Annotated in this window: 8 protein-coding genes; 3 read left to right on the forward strand and 5 right to left on the reverse strand. The window is 72.0% G+C overall.

The window, feature by feature from the left end; all coding sequences use genetic code 11:
- The first annotated feature begins 17 nt into the window (after positions 1-17).
- The gene (locus ACFQRF_RS05525) at positions 18-2,012 is read left to right on the forward strand and encodes a glycoside hydrolase family 31 protein (RefSeq protein ID WP_379869385.1); all 1,995 of its coding nucleotides are present in this window, start codon (positions 18-20) and stop codon (positions 2,010-2,012) included.
- A gap of 184 nt (positions 2,013-2,196) precedes the next feature.
- Positions 2,197-2,340: a hypothetical protein gene (locus ACFQRF_RS05530; protein ID WP_379869387.1), complete on the forward strand. Its 144-nt coding sequence runs from the start codon at positions 2,197-2,199 to the stop codon at positions 2,338-2,340.
- Positions 2,341-2,457: 117 nt separating this feature from the next.
- On the opposite strand, the gene ACFQRF_RS05535 is transcribed toward ACFQRF_RS05530, so the two are convergent.
- Complete coding sequence (locus ACFQRF_RS05535) at positions 2,458-2,937, reverse strand: hypothetical protein (protein WP_379869388.1); 480 nt, start codon at positions 2,935-2,937, stop codon at positions 2,458-2,460.
- A gap of 366 nt (positions 2,938-3,303) precedes the next feature.
- Between ACFQRF_RS05535 and ACFQRF_RS05540 the strand changes: the two genes are divergently transcribed.
- Positions 3,304-4,833, forward strand: coding sequence for a helix-turn-helix domain-containing protein (locus tag ACFQRF_RS05540; RefSeq protein ID WP_379869390.1), 1,530 nt, complete (start codon positions 3,304-3,306; stop codon positions 4,831-4,833).
- A 212-nt stretch (positions 4,834-5,045) separates the two neighbouring features.
- On the opposite strand, the gene ACFQRF_RS05545 is transcribed toward ACFQRF_RS05540, so the two are convergent.
- From ACFQRF_RS05545 to pglY, 4 genes are all read right to left on the reverse strand, one after another.
- Positions 5,046-7,193: a DEAD/DEAH box helicase gene (locus tag ACFQRF_RS05545; protein ID WP_379869391.1), complete on the reverse strand. Its 2,148-nt coding sequence runs from the start codon at positions 7,191-7,193 to the stop codon at positions 5,046-5,048.
- Positions 7,194-7,284: 91 nt separating this feature from the next.
- Positions 7,285-8,637 carry a BREX system ATP-binding protein BrxD gene (gene brxD, locus ACFQRF_RS05550; protein WP_379869393.1) on the reverse strand — a complete coding sequence of 451 codons (1,353 nt, stop codon included), beginning with the start codon at positions 8,635-8,637 and terminating at the stop codon, positions 7,285-7,287.
- Between the two features lie 73 nt (positions 8,638-8,710).
- A complete protein-coding gene (gene pglZ / locus ACFQRF_RS05555; protein ID WP_379869394.1) occupies positions 8,711-11,584 on the reverse strand; it encodes a BREX-2 system phosphatase PglZ in 2,874 nt (957 codons plus the stop codon).
- Complete coding sequence (gene pglY / locus ACFQRF_RS05560; RefSeq protein WP_379869396.1) at positions 11,584-15,477, reverse strand: BREX-2 system ATPase PglY; 3,894 nt, start codon at positions 15,475-15,477, stop codon at positions 11,584-11,586. The genes pglZ and pglY overlap by 1 nt, the downstream gene beginning before the upstream one ends.
- Positions 15,478-15,497: the final 20 nt, after the last annotated feature.

Raw genomic sequence — 15,497 nt, forward strand, 5'->3', positions numbered from 1 at the left:
GAGAAGTAGGGAGCACCATGTCCGACATCCACGTCGACGGCGGCGCGCTGGTACGGCGCGCCGGCCACGAGGTCCTGCGGGTCGAGCCCTGGGGACCGGACTCGCTGCGGGTCCGCGCCGGCCTGCACCGGCTGCGCGACGACCTGCCCGGCGCGCTGACCGACCCGGTACCGAGTACGGCTGAGGCGAGCGCCACCGAGGGCACCGGAGTGATCGTAAACGGGGACCTGCGGGCGGTGCTCGACGAGCGGGGCCTGCTGCGGTTCGAGCGGGTCTCCGACGGCGTGGAACTGCTCGCCGAGGAGCGCGCGCACTTCTGGTGGCCGGGCCCGCGGCTGTTCCTGGCCAACGGCGACGGTTCGCACCGGCTGGAACAGCGGTTCCGCGCGCACGCCGACGAGCGGCTGTACGGCCTCGGCCAGCACACCCACGGCCGGCTCGACCAGAAAGGCCTGGTCATCGACCTGGAGCAGCGCAACGCCGAGGTCAACATCCCCTTCCTGGTGTCCAGCCGCGGCTACGGGCTGCTGTGGAACAACCCGGCCATCGGGCGCGTGGAGCTGGCCGGCAACGGCACCCGGTGGGTGGCGGACAGCGCCCGGCAGATCGACTACTGGGTGAGCGCGGGGACTCCGGCGGCGGTGCTCGGCCGCTATGCCGACGCCACCGGGCACCCGCCCGAGCTGCCGGAGTGGGCGAGCGGTTTCTGGCAGAGCAAGCTGCGGTACCGGACCCAGGAGGAACTGCTGGAGGTGGCGCGCGAGTACCGGCGCCGCGGGCTGCCACTGTCGGTGATCGTCGCGGACTTCTTCCACTGGACCGCGCTCGGCGACTGGCGGTTCGACCCGGCCGAGTGGCCGGACCCGGCGGCGATGGTGCGGGAACTGGACGAGATGGGCGTCCGGCTCATGGTGTCGGTCTGGCCGTCGGTCAGCCCGCTCAGCGAGAACTACCGCGAGATGGCGGACCGCGGCCTGCTCGTCGGCACGAAGCAGGGCCTGCCGTTCCACGCCCCGTGGGACGACAAAGGTTTTCCCACCGAGCTGCCGGTGGCCTTCTACGACCCCACCAACCCCGAGGCGCGCCGGTTCGTGTGGGAGACCGTGAAGCGGAACTACTACGACATCGGCGTGCGGGTGTGGTGGCTGGACGCCTGCGAGCCGGAGATCCGCCCCGGTCATCCGGGCAACCTCGACTACCACGCCGGTCCGGGGCTGGAGGTGGGCTGCTCCTACCCGGTGGAGCACGCCCGGGGCTTCTATGAGGGCATGCGCTCGGCGGGCGAGACGGAGATCGTGTCGCTGTGCCGGTCGGCGTGGGCCGGCAGCCAGCGGTGGGGCGCGGCGCTGTGGTCGGGCGACATCGCGGCCACGTGGGAGTCGCTGGCCACCCAGGTGCGCGCCGGGCTGAACGTGGCGATGTCCGGCATCCCGTGGTGGACCACCGACATCGGCGGTTTCCACGGCGGCGACGTGACCGACCCGGGCTACCGGGAACTGATCGTGCGCTGGTTCCAGTACGGCGCGTTCTGCCCGCTGTTCCGGCTGCACGGCGACCGCGATCCGCGCACGCCGCTCGGTGCGGAGATGACCGGCGGCCCCAACGAGGTGTGGTCGTTCGGTGAGGAGGCGTACGGGCACATCACCGAGGTGCTCCGGCTGCGCGAGCGGATCCGCCCGTACGTGATGGCGCAGATGCGCACGGCCCACGAGACCGGCGTCCCGCCGATGCGCCCGCTCTTCGTCGATTTCCCGTCCGACGGCCACGCCTGGCGGGTGGACGACCAGTTCCTGCTCGGCCGCGACGTGCTGGTCGCGCCGGTGCTCACCCCGGACACCACCGCCCGCTCGGTGTACCTGCCCGAGGGCGCCGAGTGGACGGACGCCTGGACCGGCACCCGCCACGCGGGCGGCGGAACGGTGGTCGCCGAGGCGCCGCTGTCGCGCATCCCGGTCTTCCTGCGCGCCGGCGCGGACGTCCCGATCGCGCCGCCGGAGGCCGCCGGGGCGTGACCACCGGGGGCGGTGGGGCGGGCGGTGGCCGGTTCCCCTCCGCCCCCGACGGACGAATCACCACATCCCACCCAATCGCGATGTTCTCCCAGCTCAGAATGGCCGGGACCGGCCGATCTCGGTGACAGCCCCGCGCCGGCCTGCTTATGGTCCACCTGACACGCCCCCGAACGAGGAGGTCACCATGGGCAGGCACGAGAAGCCGAGCCGGCAGCCGCAGGAGAACGCACCGGCCACCGAGGGCGACGGCGGCGGCGGCACCGCATCGCACGACCAGGAGCCCGCGGCACCGCCCGAGAACGCCGGTGGAACGCATCTGAGTACGTGACCGCCTGACAGGTGCCAGAGGCATCGGCGCACCCGTCGCCGGCACGGGAACGGCGGCGGGTGCGGCCCGAAGCGGCCGTCGTGGCCGCCCGCGCCCCCACCGCCGGACCGCCCGGCCTCAGCCGCAGGCCACCGGCCCCACGTCGGCGCTGCCGTCGTACAGCGACTCGCCGAAGCCGGCGTGGTCACCGTGCGAGGCGCGGACGTGCACGCAGGTGTCCCGGCCGTACACCTGGACCGGGCCCGCGTAGTAGGTGAAGTCGCCGGTGTCGCCGTCGTAGCCGTCGGTCCAGTTCTCGGCGCCCCACTCCTCGGTGTACAGCTGCACCGCCATCGGGGTCGCCACGCCGTACCGCTCGTGCCCCGGGCGCTTCACCAGGACCGCGCAGCTCCAGCCGGTGTCCGCGTCGTGGTAGAGGCGGATGTCGCTGCGGTAGTAGGTGTCGCCGCTGGACGGATCGGTGAGCGGTACCGGCCAGCTCCCCACCAGGGTGCCGCCGCAGCCGAACTCGCTGGCGAGCGCCGCGGGGGGCGCCGCGGCGTGCAGGCCCCCGGCCACGGCCAGTGTCGCCAGTGCCCCTGCCAGCTTCTTGAGCATCTGCTCCCTCTCCGTTCCCTCGCGCGACACCCGCGATGGTCGCAGAGCGCGCTTTCACCGCGCTTTCACGTCCACCGCCCCGGCCGCGCACGCGAGGCCCCGTGCCCGGCCAGATCAGAACCTAGCCAACGGGGGTGACATCGAGTCGTAGCCGCGCCGCGGAGTGCGACCGCCGTCGTGGCGTTCTCCGACGGTGCGCGGCCCCGGCCAGGCGGGCCGCCCGCTGTGGGCGGCCCGCCGTTCGCCTGACGTCCGCCCGTCGGCTACCGTGCCGCCGTGGGGTGGCCGCCGGGGCATCCGACACTCAACATCCGCATACCCCCCCAACACCCGGATATCATCTCATCAGAGATATGCTCAGGCCTCATGAGCAACGATTATCTCGCCCGTATCGGCAGCCTCATCCGTGACGCCCGCAAGCACCGTGGCTGGTCGCAGAGCCAGCTGGCCGAGGCGCTCGGCACCAGCCAGAGCGCCATCGCCCGCATCGAACAGGGTGGCCAGAATCTCGGAATTGAGATGGTGGCCAGGATAGGTGAGGCCCTGGACAGCGAGATCGTGTCGCTCGGGCACGCCGGTCCCATGCACCTGCGGGTCGTCGGGGGCCGTCAGCTCTCCGGCCAGATCACCGTCCGCACGTCGAAGAACGCCTGCGTGGCGCTGCTGTGCGCCTCCCTGCTCAACCGGGGCCGCACCACGCTGCGCCGGGTGGCCCGCATCGAGGAGGTGTACCGCATTCTGGAGGTGCTGGACAGCATCGGGGTGCGGGCCCGCTGGATCAACGACGGCGTCGACCTGGAGATCACGCCACCGAGCGAGCTCGACCTGGACGCCATCGACGTCGAGGCCGCGGTGCGCACCCGCAGCGTCATCATGCTGCTGGCTCCCCTCATGCACGCCCTGGACGCCTTCAAACTCCCCTACGCCGGCGGGTGCGACCTCGGGACCCGCACCGTCGAGCCGCACATGGCGGCCCTGCGTCCCTTCGGGCTGAACGTCATCGCCACCAACAACCAGTACCACGCGACCGTGGACCGCTCGGTCTCGCCGAACCGGCCCATCGTGCTGACCGAGCGCGGCGACACCGTGACCGAGAACGCGCTCATGGCGGCCGCCCGCCGGGACGGCGTCACCGTGATCCGCAACGCCTCCTCCAACTACATGGTCCAGGACCTCTGCTTCTTCCTGGAGGAGCTGGGCGTCACCGTCGAGGGCGTCGGCACCACCACGCTGACCGTGCACGGCAGACCCGAGATCGACGTGAACGTGGACTACTCCCCCTCCGAGGACCCGGTGGAGGCGATGAGCCTGCTCACCGCCGCGATCGTCACCTCCTCGGAGCTCACCATCCGCCGCGTCCCGGTGGAGTTCCTGGAGATCGAGCTGGCCGTGCTGGAGGGCATGGGCCTGGACTACGACCGCAGCCCCGAGTACGCGGCCGACAACGGGCGGACCCGGCTGGTGGACCTCACGGCACGTCCGTCCAAGCTCACCGCGCCGCTCGACAAGATCCACCCCATGCCGTTCCCCGGCCTGAACATCGACACCGCGCCGTTCTTCGCGGCCATCGCCGCCTCCGCGCACGGGTCGACGCTCATCCACGACTGGGTGTACGACAACCGCGCCATCTACCTGACCGAGCTGACCCGGCTGGGCGCCACCGTGAAGCTGCTGGACCCGCACCGGGTGCTGATCGACGGCCCGACGCGGTGGCGCGCGGCGGAGATGGTCTGCCCGCCGGCCCTGCGCCCGGCCGTGGTCGTCCTGCTCGCGATGATGGCCGCCGAGGGCACCTCCGTGCTGCGCAACATCTACGTGATCAACCGCGGCTACGAGGAGCTCGCGCAGCGCCTGAACGAGGTCGGCGCGAAGATCGAGGTGTTCCGCGACATCTGAGAAACGAGTGCCGCCACACCCTCTCTGACCTGCACTGATACGGTCCTGGAGGGGGTGCGGCGGCATCTGTGGGATTTCTCCGGGGCTTGCGGCCAGGACCGCCGCCGCCGGTCGGCCCGCGGCCACGTGAAGACGGGACGGAAAGACCCCCGCCTGGCGGGAGGAGCCGCCTGTCGCTGATTGCGGCGCGGCACGGCGTACGCCCTGGCCGTTCAGCCACCCCATTCCATCCGTACGGGTTCACGGGCGACAGCGAGGGCGCCGTCGAAGTCGGCGAGGCGTTCGGCGAGAGTGGTGGTGGCGATGCGGACGGGAAGTGCCGCAGAGAACTTCAGGCCGCGGACCGCTCGTGGGTCGACGGTGGGCAGGGTCAGGGAGTCGGGGAGTTCGGCGCGGGCGGTCTTCCAGTCGGTGGCGGAGAGGTCCTGGCGGAGCCGGACGTGGGTGTCGGTGGCGCGTTGTACGGGGTCGGCGAGGTCGCCGAGGGAGGCGGCGAGGGTGGCGTTGGCGCGATAGCCGGCCCAGGTCCACCAGCGGGTCGCGTCGGCGTCGCGGACCAGCAGGGTACCCGCGGGGTGCACTTCGCAGGGTGCCCGGTCGGTACGCAGTTCGGCGAGGGCCGCGGTCGCGCGCCGGGTGAGACGGACGTCCGGGGCGGTGCCCAGGAGCACGTCGCGCATGGCGCGAGTGAGTGCGTACGACAGGCCGCGGGCTTCGCCGCCCTGCCATTTGGCGACGCCGCCGTCCGCAACGGGTTCGACGAAGGCGCGGCGTCGGGCCCAATCGATGAAGGTGACCTGCCAGCTGCGTCCGGCCAAGAGCAGGCGGCGCGGTCCTTGGCGCTCTTCAGTGAGGACGGTGGGGTCGGTGGTGCCGATCTCGGTGCGTCCGGCGAGCACCGTGAACTCGGGGGGTGAAGTGAAGGAGGCGGTCAGTTCCATGAAGTGGCGGCGGCCGAAGTGTTTCTCGGCTTCGGGACCGATGAACAGCATGCCACCGTCACTTTCGAGGAAGCCTTCCGTGACCAGGTGGGTCAAGAGGGGGGCGGCGGAGCGATCGAAGGGGGCGAGGCCGTTCCACTGCTCGGGCCAGAGCCTGTCGCCGACGCGGTGGTCCTGCAGGGCCACGGCGAGTAGCTGCTGAGCGACGAGATGGCGGGGGGAGGGAGGCGGGGTGACGGGTTCCACCCAGCCTCGGGCCCACAGGGTGAGCAGGCCGGCGGCCTGGAGGAGGGCGTCGGGCCGGGTGGTGAGGAACAGGCAATTGCGGGAGGCGCCGGCGCGGCGCCCGGTGCGGCCGATGCGCTGCAGGAACGAGGCCACCGTGCTCGGTGAGTCGATCTGGATGACCCGGTCGAGGTCGCCGACGTCGATGCCGAGTTCCAGGGTGGAGGTGGAGACGATGACGCAGTCGCGGGCTTCGGCGAAGGCTTGCTCGGAGCGTGCGCGTTCGTCGGTGGAGAGGGAGGCGTGGGAGAGGAAGACGGTGACGTCGCGGGCTCGCAGTGCCGCACCGAGTTCTTCCACCTGCCGGCGGGAGTCGCAGAAGACGAGTCGCTTCTCTCCCTTGTGCAGGGCCGAGATCACCTTGGCGGCGTTGGCGAGCGATCCCACGTAGTCGAGCTCCACCTCTCCCGCGGGGCGCGGCGGTGCTGAGTCGCCGGTGGCGGTGGGCGGGGTGACGCTGGGGGCTACGACCTGGCCGGAGCGATGGCCGGGGTCGGCGCCTTGGAGCCAGGTGAGCAGGGCGCCGGGGTTGCCGACGGTGGCGGAGAGGCCCACGCGCTGGATGCGGTGGCCGGTCAGCTTCTCCAGACGTTCGAGTACGGCGAGCAGGTGCCAGCCGCGGTCGTCCCCGGCGAAGGCATGCACTTCGTCGACTACCACGGCGCGCACTCGGCCCAGCATGTGCGCATGGTCGGTCTTGACGCTGATGAGCATCGCTTCGAGGGATTCGGGCGTGGTGAGCAGCACGTCGGGGGTCTCGGCGCGGATGCGGCGGCGGGCGGACTCGGGGGTGTCGCCGTGCCAGAGGGCGGCTCGGCGGCCCAGCCACTGGGCGTAGCCGTCGACCCGCTGCACCAGGTTGTTCAGGAGGGCTTTGAGGGGGGCCAGGTACAGGACGGAGGTGCCGGTCCAGTGCTCGTGGCGCATCGCGGACAGGAGGGGGAAGGTGGCGGCCTCCGTCTTGCCGCCTGCCGTCGGAGCGAGCAGGATCGCGTCCTCGCCGTCCATCAGGGGGTGCACGGCGGCCTTTTGCAGGGGGCGTAGATCGGGCCAGCCGAGGGTGTTGACGATGTGGTGCAGGACCACCGGGTCGAGGCGTTCCACCGGGTCGGTGCCGTGCGGCTGGTCCTGCACGCGGGTGCCTCCTGCACTGGTCGTCAGAGCCGGAGCCGGCTCGGGCCGTGGGGACGCCCGGGGCTCAGATGGGGACTGGAAAGTGGGGCCTTCAGAGGTCGAGATCGAGGTCGTCGGCCGAGGCGGCTGGGGCGGACGCGGCGAAGTTCCGCTCGGTGGAGGTGAGTTCAGCGTTGCGCACTGTCAGTTGGTAGTGCGTGCGCGGATCGAAGTCGTCGAACTGGTCGATGCGGTCCAGGACATCGCCGACCAGCTTCTTCAGGTACAGGCGCGGCGCCACGCCGACTTTTCCGCCGAGCGCTCCGCCCACGGCCCGGGCCAGGTCGGTGAGGTAGGCATCGTCGGCGAGCCGGTTGATCCGGTCCGGAGCCTGGGAGCCTTCGGCGTACATGTCGCGGATGGTGGCGCCCAGGGCGGCCAGGGACTCCTCGCTGAACCCGGGCAGCCGGATCTGGACGGCCCTGGGATTGTCGAAGCGGGGGTCGGTGGTGAAGTCGGTGGCCAGGCGCTGGGCGAGCGGTGCGAGCCGCTGCACGCCCTGCCGCCCGTCATAGAAGGCGGGGGTGCCGGTGATGATCAGATAGAGGCCGGGGAAGCGGCCGGAGTGGACCTCGTCGATGATCTGCCGCAGCGCGTTGAGGGCCTTGTCGCGGGCGTCGGAGCGGACCCGCTGCAGGGTCTCGACCTCGTCCAGGACGAGGACGAGGCCGGCGTGTCCGGCGTCTCTGAGGACGGTGAGCAGGCCCTGCAGGAAACCGAACGCGCCGAAGTGGTCGAGGTCGCCGCGGACGCCCACGCTGCGCCGGGCGGATGCGGCGACGTGCGGTTGGCCGCCGAGCCAGGCCATCACCGCGGCGGCGGTGGCCTCGTCACCGGCTTCCAGGGACCGCTTGTAGCCGCGCAGGGCGGTGGCGAACGCGGGAGCATGCCGGGACACCTCGGCCAGGCGGGCGGTGAGCAGCCGGTCCACGGCCTGGGGCAGTTCGCTCTCGTCCGCGCCGTCGGCGAGGGCGTCCTCTTCCAGGGCGTAGAACCAGGCGTCGGCGACGGGCCGCAGCGCGCTGGGCGGGAAACTCGCGGTGGTCAGGCGTTCGGTGAGCCGCCGGTAGACGGCCTCCAGCTTGTGCAGCGGGGTCTCGGTCTCCGACACCTGCACCTCGGCCACAGCGAAGGTACGGCGTTTGGCACGCTCACTGAGCCAGCGGGTGAAGAAGGTCTTGCCGGAGCCGTACTCGCCGCGCACCGCCTTGAACACCGAGCCGCCGGCGGCAACGGTGTCCAGTTCCTCGTCGATGGCCCGCTCGAAGCGGCCGAGCCCGGTGGCGAGCAGGTCCAGGCCGCTTTCCGGGACGGCGCCGCGCCGCAGCGCGTCCACCACGGCTCGCCGCCGCACGGCGCCGACCGGGGAGCCGGTACCAGGTGCTGAAGGTCCGAACGCGTTCACCCGGACAGTCTCCCATCCGGCCGTCCGCCCGGCCGCCGGTACTCGGGCCGGGCGGCCGGGGCGGCGACTCGCCTCACAGCCCGAACTGGTCGATCAGCCGGGCCCGGTGCAGGCGCAGCGTGCGGTTGTCGGGAAGGATCTCCAGGATCTGGGCGCCGTCGTAGTTGAGGAGCTGGGCCAGAGTCGTAGCGAAGCCGCGGGCTCGGGTGGCGGGTTGCCCGGCGCGTTCGGCCAGGGCGGTCATCGGCAGGGTGCCCGCCTCGACGAGTGCGGCCAGGGCCTTCGGGGCGTCCTTGGCCAGCGACTTGCGGGCGAGAAGCTCCAGCTGTGCCTGGTACAGCTCGGTGGCGACGAGGCGTGTGACCAGGTCAGTGGCCGGGTCGCCGGAGCCGGCCACGGAGGCCGAGTCCCGCGGCACGGACGGGGTCGCCTGTTCCTCCTCGAAGAGAGCCATGGTCGGTTCGGCCACGGCGGTGGTCTTCTTCGGCTGCTTTCGGCGCGGTCGTACGTCGGCGGCCTTGGATGTGCCATCGACTTTGGAGGGGCCCGAGCCTGGTATGTCCAGGTCTTCGGCGTCCTCGGCCCACCACGCGGGCGCGGGCTCCCCCAGCTCCCGCCAGCCCGTGGGCGGCTCGGCGCCGAACGGCAGGAGGGCGAGCAGCGGGATGGTGAACTCGGCGAGAGTGGCCCCACCGTGGTAACCGGCCTTCATTGCCGTGTAGCGGGTGTCGTGGTCGCGCAACGCGACGATCCGCGCACCGGGCTCCGGCCAGACCACCCGGGGGCCGGACAGTTCGATCTCGGCCGGGGCGAGGGGGCCGCCGGGCAGCCGGTGGCGGGCCGAGGCGACGCTGCCGGCGGGCGCGTCGGCCTTGCTGCCGCGCCGTTCGATCACATGCCCATGGTCGGAGGTGAGCAGGACGGTCATGCCGCCCGCTCGGGCTGCCCGCAGCAGCGGCTCCAGGCCGCCGATCTCCTTGATCCGCCATGCGCCATCGCCGATCTTCTGCTCCTTGCCGAGCCGGTCGTCGACGGTGTTGAGGACGACGGCGACATGAGTGCGCTCGTCGGCGAGAGCTTCGGTGAGGGCGGTGGAGAACGGCGAGCCGGTGTCGGGTCCGCGCAAGTCGTCCTTGTGGAAGATCGCCACCGGGGCTCCCTTCCAGCAGGGATGCCGGGGGAAGAGACGTTTCTCGTCACTCTGGTCGCCCTTCATCAGGGTGCCGGCGAACAGCGAGGTGCGCGAGACGGTGGTGAGGGTGGGCAGCGCCGCGGCCACCGCCCGCCGGGCCGGTGCCCCGGCAGGCTCCGGCAGGGGGTCGAACTCCGACCAGTGCGCGCGCAGCTCCTCGCCGAGCTCGGCCGCTATCGCCGCGCTCATCCCGTCCACGAGCAGCAGTAGGACTCGGTGGCCGGGCGAGGCCACCACAGGAGCGACCACGCGTTCCAGGAAACTCTCCACAGTGAGCATGGCGCCGGCCGCGGTGCCATCCGCCGTCCACACCGCGAGCCGCTCGGAAAACGCGTGGTCCAGGGCCCGGCGCACGCTGCGTACCTGATCGCCGATCCGGCTGTAGGCGTCGGCGAGCACGCTGTCCGTGTCCCCTCCGGCCTCCAGGTGTTCCAAGGCCCGGTCCACCCAGCCCAGTTCGCGGATCTGGCGGGCGATGCCCTCGGCCACGGAGGGGACCTCGGCCGGGGGGCGGGAGGTGAGCCAGCGCCGCAGCCGTGCCGCCATCCGCACCCGCTCGATGCGGGCGGGGGTGGTGTCGACGGAGGCCAGGGCGTGCCCGGCCAGCGCGGTGATGGCGTCGGCGATCCTCCGCGTGTCGCCTTCGGCGAGTGCGCGGCCTGCGGCGGTGAAGCAAGCGTCGAGGCCGGCCGTGAGGATCGGGCTGGCCGCCGCGGCACTGTGCGCACCGAACTGGCTGACGAGCTGCGCGGCCCTGTTCAGGACCGGGTCGGAGAGCCGGTGCTCGCCCCGGTCGAGCAGCCCGCGCACGTACGCCTCGCCGCTGCGCGCGAAGGAGGCCAGGAGCCGGTCGAGGTCGTCGCCCTGGGCGGGCGGCTTCTCGCCCAGCCACCGCTCGGCGCGTCCGCGCGCCCGGTACAGGTCGTGGTCGGGCTCCGCATGCCCCCACAGGGCGGCGCAGACCACCGCGTATGCGGCCGCGTCGCCCCCGTGCTCGGCGTCCACCAGGGCGGTGATGATCCGGCCGGTGGAGCCGGCCTGCTCGGGTTCGCCGAGGAAGGCGGAAAGGCCGGCCCGTTCCGGTCCGCGCAGTTCGCGCAGCAGATCGGGGCCGCCGGGGGTGAGGGTCCAGCGGAACAGCGCGACGGCGTCGATACGGTCACCGTCGTCGTGCGTGGCCGGTGCGCCCAGCGCGTCGGTGTCCTGGCGGGTCAGGCGCAGTCGGCGCCTGGCCAGCCGGGTGAGGGCCTCATCGCGGGAGAGCAGCCCCCTGCCGAGCGAGGGCCAGCCGCGGGTGGCCGCCGCGTCCATGAGCGCCTCGGCCGCCCAGCTCTCGCCGCGCAGCCGCCCGTCGATCCCGCGCGCGTCGAACGCCTCCCGCACGACCTCCCAGTTGTCGACCGACCGGATGTGGCCGCCGTAGACCCGCGCGAGCAGTCCGGGGTCGAGATCGGTGTCCTCACAGTCCGTGAGAACGACCAGGACCCCGGGGTCGGGCGGGGTGGCCGCATCCAGATGGCCCAGGATCAGCTCGTGCACGGCCAGTACGGACGGCGCGACGGCCACGCGCGCCCGCAGCCCGCCCGCCGTGCGTTGCACGGTGGGAGCGTCCCAGTCGGGTGCGGCCCGCAGCAGCAGGACGCGGACCGCGCCGTCCCCGAGCCGGCTGCGGGCGGCCAGGTACTGGCGGACGGTCCCGGCGGACAGCCGGGCTGGCCCTACGGCCTGGGGGGTGGTGGTCGCTGCTTCGGCCATCAGTCGACGACCTTCCAGACGACCTCGACGACGGCGTCCGGGTGCGCGGCCGCGAGCGCTGCGATCTCGGCCTGGAGTTCGGCGGCGGCCCGGGCGGCGGTGGTCCGCCCGCCGCCGGAGCGGGCGACGGAGCGCGATCCGGTACCCGGTCCCGGCCGCTGCGGCGGCTCTGGCAGCACTTGCGGATGGGCGGAGCCGCCGCCCAGGTCCACGCTCTCGGAGCTCGGCGCCTCCGAGCCTGAGGGCACCTCGGGCCGCCCTGCCGGGGGCTGCCGGGACCTCAGGAGCGCCACCACTTCCCTGCCGCAGGAGCTCAGCACCCCGGGCAGGTCGGGATAGGCACCGGGGTCACCGGCCGCCGCCTTCCTCATCCGTGTCAGGATCGCCTCGCCCTCCACGCCGGCGGTGGATGCCAGGCCCAGGTGGTCCCAACTGGTGTTCTGCAGCGCGGTGGACACCGTCCCGGCGCTCTTCAGCGACATCCCATACCGGTGCGCGGTGAAGTCGCCGAGGTCGAAGCGGGCGAGCCGCTGCACCACGGTCTTGGCGTCGATGCCCGCATCCGTGACCTGCCTGACCAGCTCCTGAGCCTGCCGGGCCAGGACGAGCCGGGGCGAGTCGTCCGTCAGCCGCAGGAAGTCGCGGTGCTTCTCCAACTCCGTGACCAGCCGCCCGGCGTCCTGGGCCAGCTCCCTCGCGGCCTGCCTGATCCGCCCCGCGAACTGGTTGACGATGCGCCCGCGCCGCAGCTGCGGCGCCACGTCCCCGAACACCTCCTCGAACCTCTGCCGCGCCTGATCCCAATCGCTCTCGCCGGGCAGCTGCTGCTCGCGCAGTGCGAAGTCCGGCTTCAGCTCGTGCGGCGCGGGCGCGGGCTCGACGGGCACACCGCCGCGCACCCACACCCGGTCGGTCATCTCCGCGTAGGCGGCGGCGAGCAGCCGCCGCAGCGGCCCGGGCAGTCCGCGCGGCTCGGGAAGATCGCTCCAGTCGGAGAGCCTGACCAGCGTCGGCTCGGCGACACCCTCGCGCCGTGCCTGACCGCTGAAGTGGTCGGCCCACAGGCTCGACTGCCGGTAGTACGCCTCCCGCATCACACCGAGTCCGAGACCGCCCGCGATCCGAGCCATGACCTTGCGGTCCTTGGCCTCGACCTCGACCTGCCCGTCGCGGTGTTCGGCCGCCTTGCGGACGTACTCGAAGACGGTCCTGATCTCGGCGGCCTTGACGAACTTCCCGGTGCCCTCGGGGTCCAGGTCGGGGTGGGCGGGGAACTGGTGAGCGAGGAGCTTTCCGGCCAGCTCGCGCGCCGCGGCGTCCAGCGGCGCACCGAGCGGGAGCCGCAGGTCGGCCACCTCCTGCTGGGCGACCAGATGGGTGTCGAAGCTGAGGTCGACGACCCCTTCCTGCTTCTGCGCCAGCCCGTACGCCTGCCGCAGCGCCTGGTGGACCCGCTCGGTGAGGATGGCGAGCTGCGACTTCAGCATGCCCTTGGCGCGCGCCTTGTCGTCGGCGTTGAGACTGCGCGCGAAGTCGGAGTCGAAGCGGGCCTCGTCCGCGAGCGCCTTGTCGATGACCACGAGCCGCTCGAAGTCACCACGCACCGCGTCGGTCAGATGCGTCGGCAGCCAAGCCAGGGTGCGGCACTCACCGCCCGGCTTCTCTCGCAGAGCGCGCAGCCGCTGCACGTCGTCCATCGGCCCGAACTCGCCCTCGTCGTACGGCAGGTCGACGACGAGCCGCCAGGCGTCGTCCTGGCTGGGCCGCAGCGTGGACTCGGGCAGTGAGTCGACCTCGGCGACGTTGCCGAAGACCACCTCGACCTGCCGCTCGGTGCCCTTCCACACCAGGTCGAGCACGTCGTACGGGTCGAAGCCGCCAGGCCCGTCGCCGACGCCGAGCGCCTCCTTGAGCAGGGCGCGCATCTTCGCCCGCCGACTGGCCTGATTGTTGTGCACCTGGGCGTTGGCGAGCACGGCGTCCAGGTCGACACCCGTGAGCTCCAGCCTCACTACCGCGCCCGGGCCGGTACCGACGACCTTGATCTCGGGGAACGTCGCCGCCCATTCCTTGGCCTTCTGCTCCAGCCGGCCGACCTCGGTGCCCGCGATGCGGGTGGTGATGGAGCCGTGGTTGAGGGCGTGCAACCGCGCCAGCGTGAGATCGGCGAGCGCGGGCACGCTGGGCGCGAGCGCGGACAGCAGCAGGGTCTGCAGCAGCCGGCTGTCACCGGTGAAGTCACGGCAGCGCGCGGCGAGTTGCGGATCGCCCAGGCTCGCCGGATCACGCCGGTACGCTTCGACCTGGTCCTCGGTGACCTGATTGGTCTTGAGCAGGTACGGGCGGAGCTTGTCGCGGTACAGCTTGTCGGCGGCCTCGAAGTGCACGTGGGTCTCGCCGCTGAACGCCTTGTCACCGCCCCCCGCGATCGCCGGGTACAGATCACCCAGCGGCACGAGCTGACCGAGCCGCCAGTCGTCACGGTGGTCGACGAGCAGCTGGCTCATCAGCTTCAGGCCGGTACGGGAGCGCTGCAGCGCCGAGGAGATGTGCACCAGCGTGTCCATGAACGCCGGCGGGAACGGATACGTCTTGCGGAAGGCGTCCTCGTCCGCGCCGGTGGTGGACTTGTCGTGCCCGAGCAGGGTGTCCCAGATGTCCGGCCCGAGCTTCTTGGCCTCGGCGAACGCGGCCGCCACCTTCGCCTCGGCCGCGGCGTCGACCGGCCGGAGCACACGGGCCCGGGCGATCTGCGGCAGGTTCCGGTCCTCTAGGACGATCTTGTCGAAGCGTCCGCCGCTGAGCTTCAGGCTGTCCTGCACGGCCGCCTCCGCGGCCCCCGACATCTCCTCGCCGACCAGCTCCCGCAGATCGCGCTGGCGGGCGATGAACGAGACCACCGGGATGGCACGCCGTTCGTCGCCGCCCTCCACGAAGTTCGTGATCTTGTCGGCCTCACGGGAGACGAACTTCTGGTCGTGGATGCGCGAGGCCAGCCACAGGATCAGCTCGTCCATGAACAGGACGAGCCCGTCGTAGCCGAGCGCCTTGGCGTGCGCGGCGATGATGCCGAGCCCCCTGTCCAGCGAGACGAACCCGTCGGCGTCTTCGGAGGCACCCCGCGCGAACGACGGGAACAGCGTCTGGGTCAGGTCCTGGACGAGGCGGGCCCGCAGCTCGCGCGGCGTGGAGGGGTTGTCCAGGTCGAGCCGCTTGGTGTTCTCATGCTCCTCGGGCGCGTTCACCGCCGTATCGAGCAGCTCGGTGGTCCAAGTGAAGGACTCGCCCCACTCGTCCTCCACCCCGTCCCCCGCGTCCGCGAGCTGGGCTATCACCCAGTCGTCGCCGTTGCGCCGACGCAGCTGGTCGAAGTCCTCGAAGAGCCCCTCGGTCAGATACACCTGCGGCAGCGGGCACCCCGGGTGCAGCTTGCGTACATGCTCCACGTACCGGCCGAGCACGCGCTGTTCCAGGGACTTGGCCCCCAGCATGTGGTACGGCACCAGCAGGAACCTGCGGTCGCCGGTGTCCAGCCAGGAGTGCTGGGCCCGCACCGGGTCGAGCTCGGCGCGCGCCCGGGCCGCCGGGTTGCCCGACAGCAGGGCGTACAGCACCGCCATGAAGTGCGACTTACCGGAACCGAACGAGCCGTGCAGGTAGGCCGCTTTCGAGGAGTGGCTGTCCAGCGCCGACTTGATCAGATCCAGCGCCTCGCCGAAGTTGCCGACCAGCCGGTCGGTGACCACGTACTCCTTCAGCGCCGCTTCGGCGCCCTCGGGGGTGACCGCCTCACTCAGCTTGAGCACGAAGTCGGAGGTGGAGACCGACTCCGGGATGTCGATCAGCTCGCGCAGCAGCGGGCGGTCCTCGGTGCGGGGGATGCTCCTGCTCATGAACGCCATGGTGTGTGTCT

Source organism: Marinactinospora rubrisoli, from assembly GCF_042664915.1.
Classification (GTDB): domain Bacteria; phylum Actinomycetota; class Actinomycetes; order Streptosporangiales; family Streptosporangiaceae; genus Marinitenerispora; species Marinitenerispora rubrisoli.

Excerpts from the sequence above, each read along its gene's own strand:
- pglZ (WP_379869394.1), bottom strand. The coding sequence starts at position 11,584 with ATGGCCGAAGCAGCGACCACCACCCCCCAGGCCGTAGGGCCAGCCCGG.
- ACFQRF_RS05525 (WP_379869385.1), top strand. The coding sequence starts at position 18 with ATGTCCGACATCCACGTCGACGGCGGCGCGCTGGTACGGCGCGCCGGC.
- pglY (WP_379869396.1), bottom strand. The coding sequence starts at position 15,477 with ATGAGCAGGAGCATCCCCCGCACCGAGGACCGCCCGCTGCTGCGCGAG.
- ACFQRF_RS05530 (WP_379869387.1), top strand. The coding sequence starts at position 2,197 with ATGGGCAGGCACGAGAAGCCGAGCCGGCAGCCGCAGGAGAACGCACCG.
- ACFQRF_RS05535 (WP_379869388.1), bottom strand. The coding sequence starts at position 2,937 with ATGCTCAAGAAGCTGGCAGGGGCACTGGCGACACTGGCCGTGGCCGGG.
- ACFQRF_RS05540 (WP_379869390.1), top strand. The coding sequence starts at position 3,304 with ATGAGCAACGATTATCTCGCCCGTATCGGCAGCCTCATCCGTGACGCC.